This window comes from Arthrobacter sp. NQ7 (assembly GCF_029581595.2).
Taxonomy (GTDB): domain Bacteria; phylum Actinomycetota; class Actinomycetes; order Actinomycetales; family Micrococcaceae; genus Arthrobacter; species Arthrobacter phenanthrenivorans_B.
Window position 1 is genome coordinate 1 of sequence record NZ_JARFXU020000003.1, and the last position, 22,714, is coordinate 22,714.

Here is a 22,714-nt window from a genome sequence, read left to right on the forward strand (position 1 = left end):
CAGGTTTTCCCTATGGCAGCGGGATGAGTACTGGCGGGAAAAGGGACGAGACCCTAAGCATCCGGACCGCTTCCCCTCGAGTGGTGCTGCCGAATAGTTCCAGATCGAATAATCACCGTTGCCAGTAGAAACTGCGACGGGACCCGGTCCTAATGACGCCGTTGTATCGACGCCCCCACCACCGCGCCCGCTCCCAGTCCCAGGAAAGCGCCCCAGAACGGGTCGTGGAACAGCGCCAGGCCCAAACTGATTCCCAAGGCAGCACCGACCAGGCAGCAAATCCACAAGGCTTTGTTCACGCTGTCTCCGCTAAGAATGGCAATGGCATCAGGTCCTGCTGACAATACTGCATACCCCCAGGCCCCAAGCCGGATTTGTAGGGGCGGCATTGCAGCAAGTTGGGTAGCCCAACCCCATGCGCTGCGGACGCCGGCGGGCCTAACCTTCCGGGTACAGCAGCAGGCCGTCCAGGCCTGCAGGGGCACGCGATGGAGGCTGTACCAGCAGCTCCAGACCGGGTTGAGCAGACAGCGGCGTGCCGGCCCACCTGATCCCGCCTAGGACACCCATGCGTGAACTTCCGCTCCCCCATTCCTGCACCCACTGCGAATCCGTCTGCCCGGGGTGCCGCGACGGAATGCGGCAGGAGGCGCTGCATCAGGCCCCCGGCAGGGCCGTCGTGCTGCTGCGGCCGGCGCCCGTGAAAGTCCGCTCGCTCCGCGCAGCGGCAGTGGCCTACACCGTGACTGATGTGCTCGTCGAGTGGGACGACAACGGGTCCTACCACCTCCGCTGGGAGGCAAGCTGGCTTGTTCACAGGTGTCCGGACCAATGAGGACCCCGTACGCTACCTAGCCTTCAGGTGGCCCCGCAACTACTCCGGGCACCCTGCCCCTTTGGCCTTAGGTAAGTAGCACCAAGAACCATATTCAAGTACCCCTTACGGGTGTTGGGCCGCAGCGCGAAAACTAACGTCGTGGACACATGGGGCGGCGCATCATCGCCGCCGGAGCCAGCCGAAAGACAGATCCTTCCGGTGGCCGGAACTGCCCTGGTCCTTGCAGCAGCCCGAGGAACTGGGCACCCCTCCTTGAAACGCCTCCATTGCTTCACCCGGTTTCCACGCAGGGGCCCTGATGACAAACCTCTTCGCATCCCTCCATGCTGTCCAGCCGCCAGTGTTTTTCGACGCCAGCGGCGACCGCTGGCGCCGATTGCTCAACGCGCTCCTGGCCGCTGTCTTGTCCATTGTCCTTGCGTTGGGAGCGGTGCTGCCCGCTGCCACGGCCCCGCTCCAGCAGGGCCCCCTCAACCAGTCCCCCGACTATCCCCGCCGCCTGCTTGCCGAGCAGTACCTGAAGAACATCCCGAAGGTCGGCTATGAGCAGGGCAACGAAATTTTCCACAGGATTGCACTGGTGGAGCACAAGGACGGTGTCGACCTGCTGAAGGATCCCTTCAGCAACGATGTCTGGAGGGAGGCAACAGCAGAGGAAGCCGCGGCGATAGGAAACAGGCCCTATGCCATCGAGGCGTACGGCCTGCCTCCCGACCACACCCTCATGCTGACGTTCGACGATGGGCCGGACCCCCGCTACACTCCGGAAATCCTGGACCTGCTTTCCCATGAGAGTGTTCCTGCAACCTTCTTCGTGGTGGGGGGAAAACGTCGTCGAGAACCCGGACATCCTTCGCCGCATCATCCGGGAAGGCCACATGGTGGGCAACCACACCATGACCCACATAGACTTCTGGGCGCACGACGATGCCTACAACCGGCAGGAAATCATCGGAGAAGACCGGGTGCTTCGCGCCTCGGGCAACTACGCTTCCAGGCTCTTCAGGATCCCAACGGGCAATCCGGAAAATAACACCCTTGCCCTGTTGCAGGCCCAGCAGCTCGGGTACCTGCACGTCAACATGGACTTGGATACCCGGGACTGGGAATACAAACCCGGGACCCCCGTCCCTCTGCCGGAGCTGGACGGGCTGGGCCATGTCATGCTGGTCCACGATGGAGGCGGTGACAGGACAGCCACGGTCGAGATGCTCAAGGAGTTCATCCCCAAAGCCAAGGCCGCGGGCTACCGTTTCACGACGCTGGAGCCCATGCTTCCAGCCGATTTCGTTCCCAGCCACAACGTGGATGCCGGTTTGCAGGACAACCTGACGTTCGGGGCACTCACCGCGTACCTGGTAACCCCCAACCTGGTGATGAACTGGCTGTTCTGGTTTGGAGTTGGATCCTTGACCATCCTGACCTTCCTGTTTGTTGGCCTGGCACTGGTCAACAACGTCCGGCAGGGGAAGCGGAAATGGCCGCCACCGGACCCGGAGGCCTGGCCCCTCGTCAGCGTGGTCCTGCCGGTTTTCAACGAGGAACCCGTGGTATTCAAAACACTCGAGGCACTGAAGGCCAGCGACTACCCCAATTTTGAGGTGGTGGCCGTCGATGACGGATCCTCGGACGGAACCCTCGACGTCCTCAACAGCTACGCCGGCGCCTGGCCGCAGCTGCGCGTGTACACCCAGGCCAACACCGGTAAACCCGCCGCCAGCAACCACGGCATCATGGAGTCGCGGGGCGAGGTCATCGTGACGTTGGACGGTGACACCTTGTTCGAGCCGCAGACCATCAGAATGCTTGCCCGGCACTTCACCGTCCCATCGGGGGCCAAGGAGGTAGGGGCCGTCGCCGGCCATGTAAAGGTGGGCAACCGGCGCAACCTGGTTGCCGGCTGGCAAAGCCTGGAATACCTGTCGGGTATTTGCGTGACCCGGATGGCGGAAGGCTTGATGGGCGCCATCTCGATCGTTCCCGGAGCGTGCGCGGCGTGGCGGAAGGATGCCTTGGTCAAGGCGGGGGGATATTCTGACGCGACCCTCGCCGAGGATGCAGACCTGACACTCTCCCTCCAACAAATGGGTTACAGCATCACGCAGGAGAACCGTGCGGTTGCCTGGACCGAAGCGCCGCTGACATTGCGGGGATTGTTCAAGCAGCGCCTGAGGTGGACCTACGGCAACATCCAGACCCTCTACAAGCACCGGTCCATGCTCTTCAATCCAAAGTTCGGGGCCCTCGGAATGCTGACGATGCCTTACGCGCTGGTCTCCGTCCTGGTCCCCCTGGTCTTCATGCCCCTGGCGGTGGGCGTCGCCGTCCTCAGCCTTGCCCGCGGCGAATGGCAGGCGATCGCAATGTTTTCCGCGTTTGTCGCCACAACCCACCTGCTGGTCTCCATCGTGGCAGTCCTCATGGTCCACGAGAGTCCGCTGCACCTGCTCATCGTGCCCATCTACCGGCTCATTTACGAGCCCCTCCGCGCCTACGTAGTCTTCGGATCCGCGATCATGGCACTGAGAGGCTCCGCTGTCGGATGGTACAAGCCGCAACGGACCAACAGCGCCACGCTGCCGTCGTCCACCCCGGAGGCCCTCCCCCTCTCCCCCGGCTCTGCCTGACGTGCCGTATGGAAAACCTCCCTCCATCCGCCGGCTGCGTCCCGTCCTTCCCGGCGCAGCAGTCATCCTGGCCGCCTGACGTCACCGCCCTTACAGGCTTACGGGGCCGTGGACCGTTACGGGCTGGACACCTTTGACCTGGATTCGGGGCCGGGCCGCAGAACCGGAACCGGCCCTGGCCCGCGCGGCAGCACTGCCCCGGCTTCAGGCCGCTCGGACGCCGGATCGTCCGCTCAGAATCTGGTTGACGTTGCCGGGCGCCAGGAGTGGACTGGACGAAGGCGGCAGGTACAGCGTGGAGTCCATGCCCGCTGCGGGAGTCGAGCTGGCAGGAGCGAACATCATGACCATGAAATTCGGGCCCCTCGCTGACGGTGAGAGCATGCCCAGCGCCTCCGGGCAGGATGCCGCAGGCCTCGGCAGCTTGGCCGCTGGGCAGGGAGTAAGACGCATTTCCCTCTGGTCAGCCAACCGGCACACCGGCTGCGCCGCAGCACCAGCCGCGGAAGACCGGAAAAGGCCCTCCAGTCACTGCAGCGGCATAGACCACGAAGCGGGCAAATTCGCTGCCGTCCTCGGCCATGCGATCACTCGGAGCTGACCGTGATGCGGCAGGGGAAGGCCTGGTCCCGTGGTCGGAAGCAGGACCTGGGCCGGCTGCTGCGGACAGGCAGATGCGCACTGTCAGCGGCAGTGTCCTGTTGCCTGGCGCTCGCCGTCAACGCCTGCACCCCTGCCGCACCCCAAACCGAACCTGAATCCATCCGGAAGGACGTGTACGTCACCGCCTACACCTGGTTCGACAACACGCCGCCCGGTTCCGCGAAGATCAGCCATCCCGTCGTGCACCAAGAAGCCGGCGGGGCGGGGACCTACGCTGATCCGGTGACGATCGCCGTCGGCCATTCCCGCAGCACCGGCCAGGACGTCCTGGACGTACCTGCCGGCACCAGGATCTACCTTCCTGACGTCCGCCGCTACTTCATCGTGGAAGACACCTGCGGGGACGGGCCGGTGCCGGAGGAAGGGCCGTGCCACACCGGCGCCGAAAAATACGGCGGCGCAACCCTGTGGATCGACATGTGGATCGGCGGCAAGGATGAAGCCAAGTCGTTTGTCCGGAACTGCGCACGCAAGGTCACCGGTGTCCGCACGGTGATGTTCAACCCACGGGACGACTACCCCGTCGCATCGGGCCATGGGGTCATCCATGGCGGAAGCTGCGACGCCGGCTATGGGAACGGCGTGGCCCCGCAGTGATCCCGGAACTGCTGCCGGGAAACACCAAGGCACCGCGGCTAAGCTCGAAACATGAGTTCCCTGAAAACGAAGCCGGCGCCAACAGCATCCGCACGACTTGTCCTGGCGGCGGCCGTAGCCGACGCCGTGCTGATCCTTGCCTTTGCCGCGATAGGGCGCGATGCGCACCACCGGGAGGAACCCGTCCTGGGTGTGCTGCTGACTGCATGGCCGTTCCTCACCGGCGCCGTTGCGGGATGGCTGGTTGCCAGGGTATGGCGCAGCCCCCTGTCCGTCATCCGTGCGGGCATCCCCGTCTGGCTTGGCACGCTTGCGGGAGGCATGCTCCTGCGGGCACTGACCAACCAGACAGTGGTCCTGCCGTTTGTCATTGTGGCAACGCTGGCACTGGCGGTCTTCCTGATCGGTTACCGCCTCCTGTTCGCCGGCGCTGCACGGCTGCGCCGCAAGTAAGGCCCGCGGCAGGACGGGCGGCAGCCAGGGAAATGGGTGCCGTGTAATAGGGTTGGCAGCAGAGGAAAAACCTGCCGGGCCTTGCTGCGCCGGAACTGATCGAAGGGGTTCGAACGTGGTCACCGCATTTGTTCTGATCAAGACTGACGCCGCCCGCATTCCCGAGACGGCCGAAGAGATCTCCGCCATCGAGGGCATCAGCGAGGTCTACTCGGTCACCGGGGAATGGGACCTGATTGCGGTGGCGCGGGTCCACCGGCACGAGGACCTGGCGGACGTTATTGCGGACCGGCTCTCCAAGGTTCCCGCCGTGGTTCACACCACCACCCACATCGCGTTCCGCGCCTATTCACAGCACGACCTCGACGCCGCATTCTCGCTCGGCTTCGAGCAGTAGCCAACAAGGCCTGAACCACCAGGCCTGCGGCCCAAGGAAACCGGTTCAGGCCCGGGACAGGGACACCCAGCGGTCCAGGACCGCGGCGGCGGCACCGGAGTCAATGGACTCCGCTGCGCGCGCGAAGGCCTTTTGCATGCGGGCCAGGAACGGGCCCTCCGCTTCGCGGTCAAAGGCAACCAGGCCGGCCGCAGCGTTCAGCAGGACTGCATCGCGTGCCGGTCCTTCCTTCCCCGCGAGCACGTCCCGGACAACTCCGGCGTTGGCAGCCGCGTCACCGCCGCGGAGCTGCTCGACGGTGGCCAGGCTGATGCCCAGGTCCTGGGGAGAGAACCGTAGTTCCTCGACGGTTCCGCCGCGGATTTCCCACACCGTGGAAGGCCCGGTTGTGGTGAGCTCATCCAGACCGTCGTTGCCGCGGAAGACCAGGCCCCTGCTCCCCCGGCGGGCAAGCACGCCCGCCACGAGGGGTGCCATCCGCGCGTTGGCGACGCCCACTGCAGATGCCTGCACGTTGGCGGGGTTGGTGAGCGGTCCCAGGAAGTTGAAGGCCGTCGGAATGGCGAGTTCACGGCGGGGAACAGCCGTATGCCGGAAGGAGGGGTGGAAAACCTGGGCGAAGCAGAACGTGATTCCAGCTTCCTCTGCATTGCGGGCCACCTGCGCAATGGACAGGTCCAGGCGCACCCCGAGCGCTTCGAGCACGTCCGCGGAACCGGACGACGACGACGCGGCGCGGTTGCCGTGCTTAACCACCTTTGCGCCGGCGCCGGCCGCGACAAGGGCAGCCATGGTGGAAATATTAACGGTGTTAAGTTGGTCACCTCCGGTGCCGACGATGTCGAGTTTTTCGCCGGAAATCGCCACCGGGTTGGCATGGGCAAGCATCGCTTCAACCAGGCCGGACAGTTCATCCACAGTCTCTCCCTTGGCGCTCAGCGCCACCAGGAAACCGGCAATCTGCGCCGGCGTTGCCTCGCCGGACATGATGGTGTCCATGGCCCAGGAGGTGTTCTCCGCCGTGAGGTCAGTGCCTTTGATCAGAGCGGAGATCAGGCGGGGCCAGGTGTTGCCGGGAGCTGCGGATGCCTGTGAAGTCACTTGCTGATGCTATCGAGGGAAGGCGGGCGGTGACCAATGTGAACGGTGCCGGGAACTTTTCCCGGCAATTTCGCGTCTTTGTAGAAAAAGTCCTCCGAAAAGGCGGTTTGCGTTGGGCAGCACGGACTTTTACAGACATAATGTCTATGTGACATCTGCGACCCATGCCCCCAGTACCCCGGCGCACCCCACGCTGAACCGCCCCAACATGGTTTCCGTCGGAACCGTTGTGTGGCTGTCCAGCGAGTTGATGTTCTTCGCCGGTCTCTTTGCCATGTACTTCACGCTCCGCTCCACGAGTGGTCAGATGTGGGCCGAAGAGACAGCCAAGCTCAACTTCCCCTTTGCGCTCGTCAACACGATCGTCCTCGTGGCAAGTTCCTTCACTTGCCAGATGGGCGTGTTCGCTGCAGAGCGACTGCAGCCCCGCCGCACCGGAGGTGCCCTGCAGTTCGCCCGCTGGGGAATGAACGAATGGTTCACCCTGACGTTCCTGATGGGCGCGTTCTTCGTAGCCGGCCAGACCACCGAGTACGCCATGCTGGTCTCCGAGCACGTCTCCCTTTCCTCCAACGCCTACGGCTCGGCCTTCTACATGACCACCGGCTTCCACGGCCTGCACGTCATCGGCGGCCTGATTGCCTTCCTGCTCATCATGGGCCGGTCCTTTGCGGCGAAGAAGTTCGGACATTTCGAAGCAACATCCGCGATCGTCACCTCTTACTACTGGCACTTCGTGGACGTTGTGTGGATCGGCCTCTTCCTGGTCATCTACGTACTCAAGTAGCCAGCTTTGATTCTTTTTCTACAAGAGGCAGAATTTCAGGTAGCGGCTCCCGGAGCCGGCGCAGGATCGAATAAAGGAACCACCACGTGAAGGCACTCTCACAAAAGCGGCGTCACCCACTTGCAGCAATAGCGCTGCTTCTGATGGGGCTCCTCATCACGGGTGGGCTGTACGCCGTGGCAACCTCCATGAATGAGGCCAAGGCGAGCACCACCACCGCAAGCGCAAGCGACGTCGAAGAAGGCGGCAAGCTGTTCGCCGCCAACTGCGCCACCTGCCACGGCATGGGCGCCAGCGGTTCCAAGGATGGGCCCTCACTGGTAGGCGTCGGCGCCGCTGCTGTTGACTTCCAGGTGGGTACCGGCCGCATGCCCATGCAGATGAACGGACCGCAGGCGATGAAGAAGCCGGTCCAGTTCAATGAGGAGCAGACCTCCCAGCTTGCAGCTTACGTAGCTTCGCTGGGAGCCGGCCCGGCAATTCCTTCGAATGAGCTGACAGAAGGCGGTGGCGATGCCGCAGCCGGTGGCGAGCTCTTCCGTACCAACTGCGCCATGTGCCACAACGCTGCAGCAGCCGGCGGCGCCCTGACCCGGGGCAAGTTCGCACCTGCCCTCGCAGACGTATCGGGCAAGCACATCTACGAAGCCATGGTTACGGGCCCGCAGAACATGCCGGTCTTCAACGATGCGAACATCACGCCGGAAGGCAAGAAGGACATCATCACCTTCCTGAAGCAGATTGAGACCACCGGTTCGCCGGGCGGTGCCGACCTGGGATCGCTTGGCCCGGTCGCCGAAGGCCTGTTCGTCTGGGTTGCCGGTCTTGGCGTCATCATCGCCTTCACCATCTGGCTCACCTCCAGGACCTCCTGACCCTCCGCAGGACACACAAAACTTCTGCTGCCCAGTCAGCAGCTTGATATTAGAAACTAACCCGGCTTCAGCCGGGACGAGAGAAGGATGAGGCGAATTATGGGCAACCATAGTGACGGCAGTCCGAACCACTCGGGCACCGTAGCTACGGCTGGTCAGAATGAGGTGGAGAAGTTCCAGGATCCTGGAATTCCCCCGCATCGTTTGCGCCTGGCTGACACGGACCCGAAGGCCGCAAAGCGGGCAGAACGGCAGGTCGCCTTACTATTTGGCATTTCTGTTGTTGGAACCCTGATCTTCCTGGTGGCGTACTTCGCCATCGACCTGGGTGATGATTCCAGCATTGCCACCATCCGGCTCCAGAACGCCCTGCTCGGCGTAGGCACCGCCTTCGCCATGCTGGGTATCGGTACCGGCATCGTGCATTGGGCCAAGGCCCTGATGCCCGACCACGAGGTCTCCGAGGAACGCCACGCTATCCGCTACGAAGAGGACCGCCAGGCTGCTGTCCGCATCGTCGATGACATCGTGGAAGAAACGGGTATCAAGCGCCGGCCGCTGATCCGTAACACCCTCCTCGGTGCCGTCGCCCTGGCGCCGCTCCCCGCCGTCGCCATCTTCGGTGACCTGGGACCCCGCCCGGACGACAAGCTCGCGCACACCATGTGGGCTCCCCAGGACGGAAAGCTCAAGCGCCTCACCCGCGACCCCGACGGAACTCCCATCAAGGCCGCGGATGTCACCATCGGATCCGCCTTCCACGTCATCCCCGAGGGGCTGAACGAACTTGAGGAAGGCAAGCTCAACGAAAAGGCAAAGTCCGTTGTGCTGCTCATGCGCCTCGATCCCGCAGCACTGAACCCTTCCAAGGGACGTGAAGAGTGGGGCTACAACGGCATCGTTGCCTACTCCAAGATCTGCACCCACGTTGGCTGCCCGGTTGCTCTGTACGAGCAACAGACGCACCACCTGCTGTGCCCGTGCCACCAGTCCACCTTTGACCTCACGCAGGAGTGCAAGGTGATCTTCGGCCCCGCCAGCCGTCCTCTCCCCCAGCTGCCCATCGCAGTTGATGACGAGGGCTACCTCGTCGCTACCAGCGACTTCCATGAACCCGTAGGACCAAGTTACTGGGAGCGTGATTCGCATGAGCGCAGCATCAACAGCTGAGCCGGCTTTCGTCGCCAAAACCAAGACAGGACGGATCACCGACTTCGTCGACTCTCGCGTTGGCGGTTCCGGGATCCTCCGCGAGTTCGGCCGCAAGGTCTTCCCCGACCACTGGTCATTCATGTTCGGTGAAGTCGCGCTGTACTCGTTCGTCATCCTGCTGCTGTCGGGTACCTTCCTGACGTTCTTCTTTGACCCGTCCATGGCCGAGACGCACTACGACGGCGGCTACGTGCCGCTCAAGGGTGTTGAAATGTCGGTGGCCTACAGCTCGTCGCTGAACATCTCCTTCGACATTCGTGGCGGCCTGTTCATGCGCCAGGTCCACCACTGGGCAGCACTGCTGTTCGTGGCGTCCATTGCCGTTCACATGCTCAGGGTCTTCTTCACCGGAGCCTTCCGCCGCCCGCGTGAAATGAACTGGGTTGTCGGCGGTGTCCTGCTGATCCTGGCCATGGCTGCCGGCTTCACGGGCTACTCGCTCCCCGATGACCTCCTCTCCGGCAACGGCCTGCGGATCATCGACGGCGTCATCAAGTCGATCCCGGTGATCGGTACGTACATCTCGTTCTTCCTGTTTGGCGGGGAGTTCCCGGGTACGGCCATCATCAGCCGCCTCTACATGCTGCACATCCTGCTGGTGCCGGCCCTGATCCTGCTGATGATCGTCCTGCACCTGTTCATGGTTGTCATCCACAAGCACACGCAGTACCCCGGCCCGGGCCGCAACGACAACAACGTTGTGGGCTACCCCCTGGGTCCGGTCTACGCCGCGAAGGCCGGTGGGTTCTTCTTCATCGTCTTCGGCGTGCTGGCCCTGATGGCAGCGTTCTTCACGATCAACCCGATCTGGAACTACGGCCCGTATGACCCCTCCCCCGTCTCCGCCGGCACCCAGCCTGACTGGTACATCGGCTTCGTTGACGGCGCCCTGCGCCTCATGCCGGGCACACTGGGCAACTGGCACGTCGAGCAGATCTTCTTTGGACACGTCTTCACGTTCAACGTCCTGCTGCCGGCACTGGTACCTGCCGGAATCCTGTTCACCGTGATGTTCACCTACCCGTGGATCGAGCGCTGGGTAACCAAGGACGACCGTGAGCACCACGTCCTGGACCGTCCCCGCAACGCCCCCACCCGTACGGCCATTGGCATGGCAGGCTTCGTCTGGTACTGCGTCATGTGGGCCGCGGCAGGTTCCGACCTCATCGCAACGCACTTCCACGTGTCGCTGAACGACGTCACCTACTGGTTGCGCGCACTGTTCTTCGTCGGACCGGTCATTGCCTTCATTGTGACCAAGCGTGTTGCCCTGGCGCTGCAGCGCAAGGACCGGGAGATCGCCCTGCACGGCCGTGAAACCGGCCGCATCGTCCGGCTCCCCCATGGTGAATTCATCGAGGTCCACGCACCGCTGGACGAGTACAAGCGCTACAAGCTGGTCGGCTTCGAGTCGCCCCAGGTTCTCCCCGCTGTACCCAACGAGCACGGTGTGGTGACCCGGAAGGAAAAGCGCCGCGCCTTCCTCTCCCGCTGGTTCTTCGAGGACCGCGTCGCCCCGGCAACGCCTGCTGAACTCGCAGCCGCGCACGGCCACGGCCACGAGGCTGTGGAAGCGGCAGAAGGCAGCAAGAGCCTGACGCACTAGGCACAGCCTGCACAAACCAGAAAGGCCCGATTCAGTATGGATCGGGCCTTTCTGCGTTTCCAGGTGTTCCAGGCCCACTGCCGCCCGTACAGCCGCGCCCCTGCAGCGCAGCCTGGGACGATGGTCAGTGGCTGCGCGACCGCCTTGCTCCCGGCCGCTGCAGGGGCACCCAGAGCTTGTACCGGTCGGCCCGGTAGTAGGAGACCGAGTAGTCCACCATGGCCCGCGCCACGAATGCGTGCCGCTGGATCTTCAGGAGCGGCGCGCCAACCTCTACGTTCAGCAGCCTTGCTGTCGACGGGGACGCTGCCGTGGCCTCAATCATGTCCTCCCCCCACTCCATCACCAGGCCGAACTGCTCGCTGAGGACGTTGTAGAGGGATGTCGGCGGCTCCCCATCAAGCAAGCCCGGAACCCGGTGGGCAGGGATAAAGTTTTCATCCACACTCATGGGCTCGCCGTCCGCAAGCAGGAGCCGCCGGAACCGTACCAAAGGGGTACCTTCATCGAGTTGGAGTTCCCGGGCCAGGAAAGCGCTGGCGCCGATCTGCTCGAAACTGAGGACCTTTGCCGCGGGCACCATGCCGCGGCGCTGCATCTCTTCGCTGTAGGACGTCAGTTTCACCTGCAGATCGAGCTTCGGCCGGCGGACGAAGGTGCCCAGTCCGACCACCCGTTCGATGACCTCCTCCCCCACCAAGGCGTCGATAGCCTGGCGGACGGTCATCCGGGCAAGGCCGAACCGCTCGGCCAGGTCCCGTTCCGACGGCAGAGCCGATCCCGGCGGACATGACTGGGCGATGTAGGCGCGAAGGATCTCGCGAAGTTGGACGTAGATTGCGGTCCCGCTGGTGCGGTCAATTTCGCCCGCGATCGCACTGGCGCCACCTGCCATGGTCTTGTCTCCTCCGTCGGTTCCAGACTCAATTTTAGGACGGTCTAGACCACAGGCTGACCACTTCTTCTTTCGTGGTCCGACAGAAGGTCCAGCTATATTTATCTCTGGAATTTTTGCGAACAGGCGGATGGGGGCCGTCGCCCGAAGAAGGAGTCCTTTTGCCAATTCACAAGGCCGTGGTGGCGGCCCCCGTGGGCCTGCATGCGCGCCCGGCTGCCGCGTTCGTCCGCGCCGTCACTGACACAGGGCTCCCGGTCACCATCAGCAAGGCCCGCGCCGGCAAAGTGGACGCACGGTCCCTGCTGCAGGTGATGACCGCCGATTTTCCCCAGGGCTGCGAAGTGGAGCTTGCCATCAGCGACGCCGCCGTCGACGGCGCTCTGGGGCGCCAAAACGCAGAGGAAGCACTCCAGCGTCTAGGACGCCTTTTGGAAGCCCAGGCGGACGCCCAGGACTACTGACAGGGCACGTTGGTGACACGGGGATGGAATGGAGGCAATAAAGAGGCCTCCGGGTGTTGTGTGGTGCCTGTCGAGAGCACCATAGATAGCAGGAGGTCCTCGTGTTCCTCTCCAACGCGGTCCTTGCCCCTGCCGGGCGCCTGAAGCTGGCTCAACGCGTGGTGATCACCGCTGCCCCTGGGCCAAGCGTTACGTCGAGCACGGAGCTGCCGGCATGCAGGACCGGCCGAGCTCGCCGATGAGCTGCCCACAACGCAGTGCAGTACGGACAGAACTCCGGGTCGGTGGACTGCGAATCTCCAACCGTCAGGACCCACGCCGCACTCAAAGGCGGCTCACCCGCAAGGCGCAGCACCAACCAATCGGGTTAGTACATTCAGGACGCTTTAAAGCACCATAACGACGTCGGGCCCCACCATTCATGGTGGGGCCCGACGTCGTTATTCCTGTTTGCCTAGTGCGCGTGGTCTCCACGGCTGTACTCGTACACCCAGCCAACGAGTGCCACGACGGCGATGCCACCGGCGATAAAGATGATCCAGGTACCTACGGCCAGGCCGAGGAATCCGGTGGCGCAGGCGATGCCCAGAACGAGGGGCCACCAGCTCCAGGGGCTGAAGTGGCCCTGCTCGCCGGCGCCTTCGTGGATTTCGGCATCACTGCGGTCTTCAGGCCGCAGCCCGACGCGCTTCCCGGTGAAGCCCAGGTACGCGCCGATCATGCCGGCGAGTCCACCAACGAGGAGGATGCCGAGGATACCGACCCATTCACTCCAGCTGGTCAGGAAACCGTAGACCAGGGCGACGGGAACGAAGAAGAAAACTCCAGAGCCAAAGATCCAGGATTCGATTTTCACTGTGCGGTGTCCTTCTGGTCGGCGTTGCCGAGAACCGCTGCTGCGGGAGCCGGCGACTCAGCGGTGTGGACCTGGCGGAGTTCCGGGTGGTGCAGGTCCAGGGCGGGACGCTCCGAACGGATCCGGGGCAGGGACGTGAAGTTGTGGCGCGGCGGCGGGCAGGACGTGGCCCACTCGAGCGAAGCACCAAAGCCCCACGGATCATCAACCTGGACCTTTTCGGCGCTGCGCCAGGTGATGTAGACGTTCCAGAAGAACGGGATCAGCGATGCACCCAGCACGAATGATGCCACGGTGGAGAACTGGTTCATCCAGGTGAAGTTGTCCTCAACCAGGTAGTCGGCGTAGCGGCGGGGCATGCCCTCGACGCCGAGCCAGTGCTGGATCAGGAAGGTGCCGTGGAAGCCGAGGAAGAGGAGCCAGAAGTGGATCTTGCCCAGGCGCTCGTTCAGCATCTTGCCGGTCCACTTGGGCCACCAGAAGTAGAAGCCGGCGAACATGGCGAACACCACGGTGCCGAAGACCACGTAGTGGAAGTGCGCGACCACGAAGTAGGAGTCCGACACGTGGAAGTCCAGGGGCGGCGAGGCCAGGATGATGCCGGTAAGACCACCGAAGAGGAACGTGATCATGAAGCCGATGCTCCAGAGCATGGGGGTCTCAAAGGTGAGGGAGCCCCGCCACATGGTGCCGATCCAGTTGAAGAACTTCACGCCGGTGGGCACTGCGATCAGCATGGTCATGAACGAGAAGAACGGCAGCAGGACAGCGCCGGTGACGTACATGTGGTGCGCCCACACCGTCACCGACAGGGCCGCAATGGCGATCGTGGCGTACACCAGGCCCTTGTAGCCGAAGATCGGCTTGCGGCTGAAGACCGGGAAGATCTCCGAGACGATGCCGAAGAACGGCAGCGCGATGATGTACACCTCGGGGTGGCCGAAGAACCAGAACAGGTGCTGCCACAGGACGGCACCGCCGTTTTCGGGGTCGAAGATGTGCGCGCCGAACTTCCGGTCGGCGCCCAGCGCGAACAGGGCCGCGGCCAGCGGCGGGAAGGCCATTAGCACCAGGATGGCGGTGATCAGGGTGTTCCAGGTAAAGATGGGCATCCGCCACATGGTCATGCCCGGGGCACGCATGCAGATGATGGTGGTGATGAAGTTGACGGCGCCGAGGATGGTGCCGAAGCCGGACAGCGCCAGGCCGAAGACCCACAGGTCACCGCCGATGCCGGGGGTGAAGGTGGTGTTGGACAGCGGCGCGTAGGCGAACCAGCCGAACGAAGCGGCGCCCTGCGGGGTGATGAAGCCGGACACCGCGATGGTGGAGCCGAACAGGAAGAACCAGAAGGCCAGCGCGTTCAGCCGCGGGAACGCAACGTCCGGGGCGCCGATCTGCAGCGGCATGATCACGTTGGCGAACCCGGCGAACAGCGGGGTGGCGAACATCAGCAGCATCACGGTGCCGTGCATCGTGAACAGCTGGTTGTACTGCTCCTTGGTCTGCAGGATCTGCATCCCGGGCTCGAACAGTTCGGCACGGATCAGCAGCGCCATCACGCCGCCGAGGCAGAAGAACACAAAGGACGCGATCAGGTACATGTACCCGATGGTCTTGTGGTCAGTGGAGGTGATCCAGTTGACGACGATGCGCCCCTTGGATTTGGGTACCACGGGAGCCGGCAGGACTCCCGCAGGTGCGGATTGGGTGTACGTAGCCACGTCGCTCCCCTTATTTGGTTTCGTTCAGGTTCGGGTTGCGGTCGTACTCCACGCCGAGCAGGCCGGTGTTGCCTTCAGCCTTGAGCTGGTCCATGTGGGCCTGGAATTCGGATTCCGACACCACCTTCACGCGGAACAGCATTTCGGAGTGGTACTCGCCGCAGAGTTCGGCGCACTTGCCGTCGTAGGTGCCCTCTTTGGTGGGCGTGAACCGGATGTAGTTGGTCTTGCCGGGAATCATGTCGCGCTTCTGCAGGAAGGCGGGAACCCAGAAGGAGTGGATGACATCGCGGGCGTTGAGTTCGAGGTCAACAGACTTGTTCACCGGCAAGTACAGGGTGGGGAGCTGTTCCTTGTCGATGGTGTTGCCGGTGAGGTGCGCCTGGACGCCGGCCTCGTGGAGGTCTTCCTGGATCACGTCGCCGGACTTGTAGTTGAAGTCCCAGGCCCACTGCTTGCCGCGGACGTCAACAACGACGTCGGCCGGCTGCGAACGGTCATCGATCGCCTGCTGGTCGCGGTCGGTGAAGTAGAAGAACACCAGGACCATGAAGATCGGGATGGTGAGGTAGAAGACTTCCAGCGGAAGGTTGAAGCTGGTCTGGCGCGGGAAGCCGACCGTTCCCTTGCGGCGGCGGTAGGCAACCAGGCACCAGATGATCAGGCCCCAGGTAATGGCGCCTACAACAAGCGCTGCAATCCATGAGTTGACCCAGAGGTCCATGATGCGGTCGGTGTTGCTGGTGGTGCCACGCTCAGTGGGCATCCACCCTTTCTCTACCTCTGGCGAACATCCGGTCAAAACCAACGCGCCGGCAATCGCCAAGCTTGAGATCGTGGTGATCGTTTTGCGTCGGCTGCCGGTTCGGTTCTGCGAACTCACAGACGGCCCTTCCTACTTGTTGCTGTTGTCCGGGCAGCCATCGGCGCTCGGGCACAAAAAAGTTTTACTACTCGGTGTAGAGCTTACCGCTCCGCCGGGCGTTTCGCCCACATGTCGGCGCCGAGCCACCGTGCCGTTTTGGACGGCAGGAGACCCGGCGCGGACATCAGGCGAAATAACCGGCTTAGTGGAACGAATCACCGCAGGCGCAGGAGCCTCCGGCGTTCGGGTTGTCGATGGTGAAGCCCTGTTTGGAGATGGTGTCTTCAAAATCGATGCTGGCGCCGCTGAGGTAGGGCACGCTCATCTTGTCGACGACGACCTCCACTCCGTCGAAATCGCGCACGGCGTCACCATCAAGGAGCCGTTCATCGAAGTAGAGCTGGTAGATCAACCCTGAGCATCCACCGGGCTGCACGGCCACGCGCAGGCGCAGGTCCGTGCGGCCTTCCTGCTCAAGGAGGCTGCGTACCTTCCCCGCGGCGACATCGGTCAGGTTGACCTCGTGAACGGGCAGTTCATCGCTGGCCACGGTGGTGGCGGTGCTGGTTTCGTTGGTTGAGGTGCTCATTGGCCTACCTTCTTAGGACGGTCTGGCGGCGTCGCCGTAACGGCGCCTGCCCCTACGGATACGGTATGGGCTATAGCTACATGCTACGCGCGGCAGTCCTGTAGCTCTAACTCCTGGCGTAACCGTCAAAGCAGGCCGGTTGTTCCCTGGAAGCTGTCCGGGCTGCCCGGCCGTCAGAGCCCTTCATCGTTGAGACGGGCCAGCATCAGGGCTTCGGCGAGGATGGCGTTCCGGAAATCGCCAATGTGCAGGGACTCGTTGGCGCTGTGTGCCCGTGAATCGGGATCCTCCACGCCGGTCACCAGGATCTGCGCCTGGGGATAGAGCTCCGTCAGGTCGGCGATGAAGGGGATGGAGCCGCCGATGCCTGTTTCCACGGCAGGTACTCCCCACGCCTCCCCCAACGCCCACAGCGCCACGGATGCGGCAGCGGAGGTGGTGTCGGTTTGGAACGGATTGCCGGCCTCGCCCGGCGTGAAAACGACCTTGGCGCCAAACGGTGCCGCTCCCTCGACGTGCCGCCGGACCGCATCCATCGCATCCGCAGGCACCTGCCCCGGCGCCAGCCGGAGGCTGAACTTCGCCCTGGCCCGGGGAATAAGGGTGTTGGAGGCCACGTCCACGGCAGGGGCGTCGAAGCCGATGATCGACAGCGCCGGCTTGGTCCAGAGCCGGGACGCGATGCTTCCCGTTCCGGCCAGGCGGACACCGTCCAGCACCGAGGCATCCGCACGGTAGTCGGCCTCCGGCATCTCCACCGAGGTTGCATCGGTTGCCACGAGTCCTTCGATGGCCACGTTCCCGTCGGCGTCGTGCAGCGTGGCGATTAGCCGGGACAAGAGGGTGGGCGCGTCCAGGACCGGACCACCGTACATCCCCGAATGCACCGCGTGGTCAAGGACCTGCACTTCGATGGTGCCGTCCACCAGGCCGCGAAGGCTGGTGGTCAGCGCCGGGACGCCGACCTTCCAGTTGCTGGAATCTGCGACGACGATGACATCCGCCCGCAGCAGCTCCCGGTTCGCCTCAAGGAAGGCCCGGAACGTGGGCGAGCCAGCTTCTTCCTCGCCTTCAATGAAGAAGGTCACCCCCAGCCCCAATGAATCGCCGAGTACTTCGGAAACCGCGGCGTAGGCAGCGGCGTGTGCCATGATCCCGGCTTTGTCGTCGGCGGCGCCGCGTCCGTAGAGGCGGCCGTCCTTCTCGACGGCGGTGAACGGCTCGGTGTGCCACAGGGATTCATCGCCGGGCGGCTGGACATCATGGTGGGCATACAGCAGGACGGTGGGACGGCCCTCTGCCGCCGGGCGGCGGGCCACGACGGCGGGACCGCCCGGTGTGCCGTCCGCCTTGTTGACGGTAAGCACCTGGACTTCCCCGATCCCCGCACTCCGCAGGAGCGCCGCGACAGCGTCCGCGCTGCGCTCAAGAGGGGTGCGGTCGAAGCTGGGCCATGCAATGCCGGGGATGGCAACCAGCTCCTTGAGCCGCGCCAGGGTCTGGTCGAAGGAGCGGCCTACCGCTGAACGGAGATCATCCGTCCTGCCGGAACCCCCAAGGGCCGGTCCTGAGGTGCTGCTGGTGCTGTGCGGGGTGGCCGCCGGTGTTGAAGTCATGGCCAAAACATTACCCCCGTCACATCCTGCCGCAGCGTCCGGAATGGGAGCACTGCACGCAACCGGGCGCCGGCTGCAAGGTATTCTGTTCAGGTGTTCGGACGTAGAAAAGAAGCGCCCTCGGCGCAGGAAACCATAGACCAGCAGGCAGCGGAGGCGGCCGCGCGGCAGAACAGCGCCGCGGGCAAGGGTGCGCCTACCCCCACCCGGAAGGCCCAGGAAGCTGCCCGCAAGCGCCCGTTGGTGCCTGAAGACCGCAAGGCATCCAAGGCCGCCGAACGCCAGGCCGTCCAGGACCAGCGCCTGAAAATGCGCCGGGCCCTGGACACCGGTGACGAGAAGTTCCTTCCCCTGCGCGACAAAGGTCCGCAGAAGCGGTTTGCGCGCGACTTCGTGGACGCCCGCTTCAACCTTGGCGAGTACCTGATGTTTGGTGCGCTGGTGTTCGTGCTGGTGTCCCTGGTGGTTCCCGCCTCCAGCGACATGATGATCTATGTCCTGGGTGCGTTCTGGGTGATGTTCCTGGCAGTCTTCGTGGACGTCTTCATTCTCTCCCGGAAGCTCCGCAAGCGTCTGGCGGAGAAGTTCGGTGACGTGGAGCGGGGCACCGTTTGGTACGGCTCCATGCGCTCCCTCCAGTTCCGGAAGCTGCGCCTGCCCAAGCCCCAGGTCCAGCGGGGCCAGTACCCGGCCTGAACAGCCATCGTCCCTTAACGACAGAAACCCCGGCGGACCCCGCCGGGGTTTCCGTCTTTAAGGGGGACGCTGCTGCCCGCCTGCGGGAAGCAGTCAGGAACGGCGGTTCTTGGCCAGTTGCCTGTTGATCCGTGCTGCCCAGAACGGACCCTCGTAGAGGAAGGCCGTGTAGCCCTGCACCAGGGTGGCGCCGGCGTCGAGCCGTTCCTGGACGTCCTCGGCTGTTTCGACCCCGCCGACCGCAACCAGCGCGAGGGCATCACCCGTCGCATACTTAAGGCGTTTCAGCACTTCGAGGGAGCGCTGTTTCAGGGGAGCTCCGGAGAGTCCGCCGGCCCCGCATTGCTCCACTTCGTGGGAAGGCGAGGAAAGTCCGGACCGGGCGATCGTGGTGTTGGTGGCGATGATGCCGTCCAGTTTCAGGTCCAGGGCAAGACGGGCCACGTCGTCGATGTCCTCGTCGCTGAGGTCGGGGGCAATCTTTACGAGCAGGGGTACGTGCCGCCCGGCGGCCCGGTCCGCTTCCTGGCCTACGGCGGTCAGGAGTGGGCGCAGCGTCTCCACATCCTGGAGCAGGCGCAGGCCCGGCGTGTTGGGTGAACTGACGTTTACCACCAGGTAGTCTGCAGCGGGTGCCAGGCTGCGGGCGCTGACCAGGTAGTCGTCGACGGCGTCGGCCAACTCCACTGCCTTGGTCTTGCCGATGTTGACCCCGATGACAGGCCGTACTGCCGGGTACTGCCGCTGAAGTGCAGCCCGGGCTGCCTTCAGCCGCGGCGCGACGGCAGCTGCGCCGTCGTTGTTGAAGCCCATCCGGTTGATGACTGCCCGGTCCTGGACAAGTCGGAAGAGCCGCGGCTTGTCGTTGCCCGGCTGGGCCTGCCCGGTGATGGTGCCTACTTCCACGTGTCCGAACCCAAGTTCGGTGAGGGCCTCGATGCCGTGGCCCTCCTTGTCGAAACCGGCAGCCAGTCCAAAAGGCGAGGGGAAGGTGACACCGAAGGCGGTGGTCTGAAGCGACGGTGCCGGGGCGGTCAGCTTCCGCAGGAGCTTCCCGGCGCCGGATGCGTGCGCGAGCCGGATGCCCTTGAATCCGATCTTGTGGGCGCGCTCGGCGTCCATCCATGAAAAGGCCAGCCTGAAGAAAGTGGGATAAACGCGCATGCCTCCAGTTTCCCGTTACCTGGGGCGCCACACCAAAACGGGGACGCCGGTGGACGCGGAAGAAGTGCCGCCATGCCGGTTTACCATGAGGGCATGCACTGGCAGCAGGACATCCTGGGAGCGGACTTCGAGTCGCACTCCTTTCTGGCCAAGGGGCCTGACGGGGTGGAGCGGACGGCAACGCTGGTGCGGCTGCGGCCGTCCCCGGGCAGCGGCGCCGATGGCCGCCGGGCGGTGCTTTTCCTGCATGGTTGGAGCGATTACTTCTTCAACGAGGACCTGGCGCGCTTCTGGTCTTCGGCAGGCTATGACTTTTATGCGCTGGACATGCACAACCATGGCCGGAGCCTGCGTCCGGAGTCGCCGGGCGGCTACGTGGCGGACCTGGCCGCGTATGACGCGGAAATCGAAGAAGCATGCCGGATCATCCGTTCCGGGGGCGCTCCCGGACCGGTGGCGTTGATGGGCCACTCCACGGGCGGCCTGGTGGCAGCCTTGTGGGCCAGCAGGCACCCGGCGGAGGTGTCCCTGCTGGTCCTTAACAGCCCATGGCTGGAGATGCATGGGAGTGCGTTGGTTCGCCGCGCGGCGGCGGGCATGGTGCGTCCGGTGGCGCGGCTCCGGCCGCAGGCAGTTCTGCGGCTGCCGCAGCGTGGTCACTACTGGCGCACCATCAGCAGCGCTGCCGACGGCGAGTGGCCGCTGGATGAACGCTACCGGCCGCGCATGGCCTTCCCCGTCCGCGCCGGCTGGCTCAGGGCCGTGCTCGCCGGGCATGCCCGGGTGGCCAGGGGCCTGGGCATCGAGGTACCCATCCTGGTGCTGTTATCGATGGGCAGCGCCAACGGCCTGTTGTGGTCCGAGGAGATGCGGCACACGGACGCGGTCCTGGACGTCAACACCATCAGCGCCCGCGCCCTCACCCTGGGCCGGACGGTGACAGTGGAGCGGATCGACGGCGCACTGCACGACGTTTTCCTCTCGCCCGCCCCGGTCAGGGACGATGCCTACGCGCGTTTGCTGCGCTGGTTGCGGGCCTACGGCTGACGCTGGCCCGCCGCAGGTTCAGCGGGAGGTACCGCGGCCGCGTCCACCGCGCCGCCGTACCGCCGGTCGCGCCTGGCATATTCCTCCACGGCGGCCCACAGCGTCCGGCGGTCGACATCGGGCCAGAGCGTGTCCATGAACACGAACTCGGCATAGGCGGACTGCCAGAGCAGGAAGTTGGACAGCCGCTGCTCCCCCGAGCTGCGCAGGAAGAGGTCCACGTCCGGCAGGTCCGGTTCGTCGAGGTATTTCTGGATGGTCCGCTCGGTGATCGCGCCCGGTTTCAGCCTGCCGGCCGCCACGTCAGCGGCAATGGCAGAGACGGCGTCGGTGATCTCGGCCCGGCCGCCGTAATTAACACACATGGTCAAAGTACAGGTGGAGTTTGCCGCCGTGAATTCCTCGGCCTCCTCCAATTCGCGGATAACGGAGCCCCACAGGCGTGGGCGCCGGCCCGCCCAGCGGACCCTTACGCCCCAGTCGTCCAGTTGGTTCCGCTGCCTTCGCAGCACATCCTTGTTAAATCCCATGAGGAAGCGGACTTCCTCCGGCGACCTGCGCCAGTTCTCCGTGGAAAACGCGTAGACGCTGACATACTCGATGCCCAACTCGATGGCACCCGCCATGACATCGAGGAGGGCGGGCTCACCGGCCTTGTGTCCCTCGATGCGCGGCAGGCCGCGCTGGTTGGCCCACCTGCCGTTGCCGTCCATGACGATGGCGACGTGCCGGGGGATGAACTCGGCCGGGATCGACGGGGCCACGGCACCGGACGGGTGGGGGTACGGTGCCACCACAGGGTGGGTGCGGCGGCGGGGTGCGGTGTTCTTTTTTCCCAGGGCCACTGTCAGCTACGCTCCACATGTTTGAGGGATTTCAGTACTCGTTCGAGATGCCACTGCAGGTAGGCGGCCACCAGCCCTGCAGCCTCCTTGCGGTGCTGCTGCTGGGAAGCGTCCGCCGTCGTCCAGTCGCCGGTGAGCAGCGCCGCCAGCAGGATGACGGTCTCCGGGGCGGGGGCAGGTGACCCGGGCGGCCGGCATTGGGTACAGACCATTCCGCCCAGCGGGGCGGAGAACGCGGTGTGGGGGCCAGGCGCCCCGCAGCGGGAGCAGTCCGTGAAGCTGGGCGCCCAGCCGCCCGTGGCCAGCGCGCGAAGGAGGTAGGAGTCGAGGATCAGGCCTGCGGCGTGTTCGTCCCGGCTCAGTGCCGCGAGGGCCCCGACCAGCAGGTTGTACTGCGCGGTCCCTGCCTCGCCGTCGACATCCGTAAGTTTCTCGGCTGTCTCGGTCATCGCGGCGGCGACGGTGTACCGGGCGTAGTCGGCAGCGATGCTTCCGCCGTAGGCGCCCTTCGCAACAGCCTGGGTAACGATATCCAGAGTGCGGCCCGACACCAGCTGAAGGTCAGCCACCATGAACGGTTCAAGCCGGGCCCCGAAGCGGCTGCTGGTGCGGCGCACGCCCTTGGCGACGGCCCTGACCTGTCCGTGGTGCTTCGTGAGGAGGGTGATAATCCTGTCCGCTTCCCCCAGCTTGTGGGTACGCAGCACCACAGCGTCATCCCGGTACGCCCGGGAGGCAAAAGAATTTTGGGCCACGCTCCATCTTCCCATCCCGCCGGGCGGCGGACCGCCAAGGCA

At 64.4% G+C, this 22,714-nt stretch carries 22 protein-coding genes and 1 pseudogene; 13 read left to right on the top strand and 10 right to left on the bottom strand.

Annotated elements, in window-relative coordinates:
* The first annotated feature begins 568 nt into the window (after positions 1-568).
* From PUN71_RS04800 to PUN71_RS04825, 6 genes and pseudogenes are all read left to right on the top strand, one after another.
* The gene (locus PUN71_RS04800) at positions 569-835 is read left to right on the top strand and encodes a hypothetical protein (protein WP_277797531.1); all 267 of its coding nucleotides are present in this window, start codon (positions 569-571) and stop codon (positions 833-835) included.
* Between the two features lie 727 nt (positions 836-1,562).
* Positions 1,563-1,607 (top strand): annotated as a pseudogene (locus tag PUN71_RS04805) (hypothetical protein); the annotation flags it as partial.
* Between the two features lie 109 nt (positions 1,608-1,716).
* The gene (locus PUN71_RS04810; protein ID WP_283532393.1) at positions 1,717-3,465 is read left to right on the top strand and encodes a bifunctional polysaccharide deacetylase/glycosyltransferase family 2 protein; all 1,749 of its coding nucleotides are present in this window, start codon (positions 1,717-1,719) and stop codon (positions 3,463-3,465) included.
* Positions 3,466-4,158: 693 nt separating this feature from the next.
* Positions 4,159-4,725 (top strand): hypothetical protein, encoded by a 567-nt coding sequence (locus PUN71_RS04815; RefSeq protein WP_283532394.1) that lies wholly within the window; start codon positions 4,159-4,161, stop codon positions 4,723-4,725.
* 51 nt (positions 4,726-4,776) lie between these two features.
* The gene (locus tag PUN71_RS04820) at positions 4,777-5,178 is read left to right on the top strand and encodes a DUF3054 domain-containing protein (RefSeq protein WP_277797534.1); all 402 of its coding nucleotides are present in this window, start codon (positions 4,777-4,779) and stop codon (positions 5,176-5,178) included.
* A 115-nt stretch (positions 5,179-5,293) separates the two neighbouring features.
* Entirely contained in the window at positions 5,294-5,575 is a 282-nt protein-coding gene (locus tag PUN71_RS04825) for an Lrp/AsnC family transcriptional regulator (protein ID WP_043456257.1), read from the top strand.
* Positions 5,576-5,620: 45 nt separating this feature from the next.
* Here PUN71_RS04825 and trpD read toward each other — a convergent pair whose 3' ends face one another.
* Positions 5,621-6,676, bottom strand: coding sequence for an anthranilate phosphoribosyltransferase (gene trpD, locus PUN71_RS04830; protein WP_277797535.1), 1,056 nt, complete (start codon positions 6,674-6,676; stop codon positions 5,621-5,623).
* A gap of 148 nt (positions 6,677-6,824) precedes the next feature.
* Here trpD and ctaE point away from each other — a divergent pair, with 148 nt between their 5' ends.
* The 4 genes from ctaE (at position 6,825) to qcrB (ending at position 11,156) form a co-directional block, all read left to right on the top strand.
* The gene (ctaE, locus tag PUN71_RS04835) at positions 6,825-7,463 is read left to right on the top strand and encodes an aa3-type cytochrome oxidase subunit III (protein ID WP_175318541.1); all 639 of its coding nucleotides are present in this window, start codon (positions 6,825-6,827) and stop codon (positions 7,461-7,463) included.
* 86 nt (positions 7,464-7,549) lie between these two features.
* Complete coding sequence (gene qcrC / locus PUN71_RS04840) at positions 7,550-8,338, top strand: cytochrome bc1 complex diheme cytochrome c subunit (RefSeq protein WP_043456254.1); 789 nt, start codon at positions 7,550-7,552, stop codon at positions 8,336-8,338.
* Positions 8,339-8,437: 99 nt separating this feature from the next.
* Positions 8,438-9,508, top strand: a complete 1,071-nt coding sequence (gene qcrA / locus PUN71_RS04845) for a cytochrome bc1 complex Rieske iron-sulfur subunit (protein WP_043456251.1) — start codon at positions 8,438-8,440, stop codon at positions 9,506-9,508.
* Positions 9,486-11,156 (top strand): cytochrome bc1 complex cytochrome b subunit, encoded by a 1,671-nt coding sequence (gene qcrB / locus PUN71_RS04850; protein ID WP_043456249.1) that lies wholly within the window; start codon positions 9,486-9,488, stop codon positions 11,154-11,156. Before qcrA ends, qcrB begins: the two co-directional genes overlap by 23 nt.
* A gap of 124 nt (positions 11,157-11,280) precedes the next feature.
* Here the strand turns inward: qcrB and PUN71_RS04855 are convergent, their stop codons facing one another.
* Positions 11,281-12,051 (bottom strand): GntR family transcriptional regulator, encoded by a 771-nt coding sequence (locus PUN71_RS04855; protein WP_043456247.1) that lies wholly within the window; start codon positions 12,049-12,051, stop codon positions 11,281-11,283.
* Between the two features lie 161 nt (positions 12,052-12,212).
* Between PUN71_RS04855 and PUN71_RS04860 the strand changes: the two genes are divergently transcribed.
* On the top strand, positions 12,213-12,515 hold the full coding sequence (locus PUN71_RS04860; RefSeq protein WP_277797536.1) for an HPr family phosphocarrier protein: 303 nt from the start codon (positions 12,213-12,215) through the stop codon (positions 12,513-12,515).
* A 454-nt stretch (positions 12,516-12,969) separates the two neighbouring features.
* On the opposite strand, the gene PUN71_RS04865 is transcribed toward PUN71_RS04860, so the two are convergent.
* The 5 genes from PUN71_RS04865 to PUN71_RS04885 form a co-directional block, all read right to left on the bottom strand.
* The gene (locus tag PUN71_RS04865; RefSeq protein WP_043456243.1) at positions 12,970-13,371 is read right to left on the bottom strand and encodes a cytochrome c oxidase subunit 4; all 402 of its coding nucleotides are present in this window, start codon (positions 13,369-13,371) and stop codon (positions 12,970-12,972) included.
* Complete coding sequence (gene ctaD / locus PUN71_RS04870) at positions 13,368-15,095, bottom strand: aa3-type cytochrome oxidase subunit I (RefSeq protein ID WP_043456241.1); 1,728 nt, start codon at positions 15,093-15,095, stop codon at positions 13,368-13,370. The genes PUN71_RS04865 and ctaD overlap by 4 nt, the downstream gene beginning before the upstream one ends.
* Before the next feature lie 10 nt (positions 15,096-15,105).
* Positions 15,106-15,978 carry an aa3-type cytochrome oxidase subunit II gene (ctaC, locus tag PUN71_RS04875; protein WP_043456240.1) on the bottom strand — a complete coding sequence of 291 codons (873 nt, stop codon included), beginning with the start codon at positions 15,976-15,978 and terminating at the stop codon, positions 15,106-15,108.
* 184 nt (positions 15,979-16,162) lie between these two features.
* Positions 16,163-16,549: a HesB/IscA family protein gene (locus PUN71_RS04880; RefSeq protein WP_043456239.1), complete on the bottom strand. Its 387-nt coding sequence runs from the start codon at positions 16,547-16,549 to the stop codon at positions 16,163-16,165.
* Positions 16,550-16,722: 173 nt separating this feature from the next.
* Positions 16,723-18,165, bottom strand: a complete 1,443-nt coding sequence (locus PUN71_RS04885) for a dipeptidase (protein WP_277797537.1) — start codon at positions 18,163-18,165, stop codon at positions 16,723-16,725.
* 93 nt (positions 18,166-18,258) lie between these two features.
* On the opposite strand from PUN71_RS04885, the gene PUN71_RS04890 reads away from it, so the two are divergent.
* Positions 18,259-18,861, top strand: a complete 603-nt coding sequence (locus PUN71_RS04890; protein ID WP_277797538.1) for a DUF3043 domain-containing protein — start codon at positions 18,259-18,261, stop codon at positions 18,859-18,861.
* A gap of 93 nt (positions 18,862-18,954) precedes the next feature.
* Here the strand turns inward: PUN71_RS04890 and PUN71_RS04895 are convergent, their stop codons facing one another.
* The gene (locus PUN71_RS04895) at positions 18,955-20,025 is read right to left on the bottom strand and encodes a quinone-dependent dihydroorotate dehydrogenase (protein ID WP_277797539.1); all 1,071 of its coding nucleotides are present in this window, start codon (positions 20,023-20,025) and stop codon (positions 18,955-18,957) included.
* 93 nt (positions 20,026-20,118) lie between these two features.
* On the opposite strand from PUN71_RS04895, the gene PUN71_RS04900 reads away from it, so the two are divergent.
* Positions 20,119-21,072, top strand: coding sequence for an alpha/beta hydrolase (locus PUN71_RS04900; protein WP_277797718.1), 954 nt, complete (start codon positions 20,119-20,121; stop codon positions 21,070-21,072).
* On the opposite strand, the gene PUN71_RS04905 is transcribed toward PUN71_RS04900, so the two are convergent.
* Positions 21,063-21,917: an isoprenyl transferase gene (locus PUN71_RS04905; RefSeq protein WP_043454292.1), complete on the bottom strand. Its 855-nt coding sequence runs from the start codon at positions 21,915-21,917 to the stop codon at positions 21,063-21,065. The genes PUN71_RS04900 and PUN71_RS04905 overlap by 10 nt on opposite strands.
* Before the next feature lie 2 nt (positions 21,918-21,919).
* Positions 21,920-22,672 (bottom strand): DNA repair protein RecO, encoded by a 753-nt coding sequence (gene recO, locus PUN71_RS04910; protein WP_043454294.1) that lies wholly within the window; start codon positions 22,670-22,672, stop codon positions 21,920-21,922.
* Positions 22,673-22,714: the final 42 nt, after the last annotated feature.

Coding starts and splice junctions, on each gene's coding strand:
- PUN71_RS04885 (WP_277797537.1), bottom strand. CDS start 18,165: ATGACTTCAACACCGGCGGCCACCCCGCACAGCACCAGCAGCACCTCA.
- PUN71_RS04855 (WP_043456247.1), bottom strand. CDS start 12,051: ATGGCAGGTGGCGCCAGTGCGATCGCGGGCGAAATTGACCGCACCAGC.
- qcrB (WP_043456249.1), top strand. CDS start 9,486: ATGAGCGCAGCATCAACAGCTGAGCCGGCTTTCGTCGCCAAAACCAAG.
- PUN71_RS04800 (WP_277797531.1), top strand. CDS start 569: ATGCGTGAACTTCCGCTCCCCCATTCCTGCACCCACTGCGAATCCGTC.
- PUN71_RS04895 (WP_277797539.1), bottom strand. CDS start 20,025: ATGCGCGTTTATCCCACTTTCTTCAGGCTGGCCTTTTCATGGATGGAC.
- qcrA (WP_043456251.1), top strand. CDS start 8,438: ATGGGCAACCATAGTGACGGCAGTCCGAACCACTCGGGCACCGTAGCT.
- PUN71_RS04810 (WP_283532393.1), top strand. CDS start 1,717: ATGGTGGGCAACCACACCATGACCCACATAGACTTCTGGGCGCACGAC.
- PUN71_RS04880 (WP_043456239.1), bottom strand. CDS start 16,549: ATGAGCACCTCAACCAACGAAACCAGCACCGCCACCACCGTGGCCAGC.
- PUN71_RS04820 (WP_277797534.1), top strand. CDS start 4,777: ATGAGTTCCCTGAAAACGAAGCCGGCGCCAACAGCATCCGCACGACTT.
- PUN71_RS04900 (WP_277797718.1), top strand. CDS start 20,119: ATGCACTGGCAGCAGGACATCCTGGGAGCGGACTTCGAGTCGCACTCC.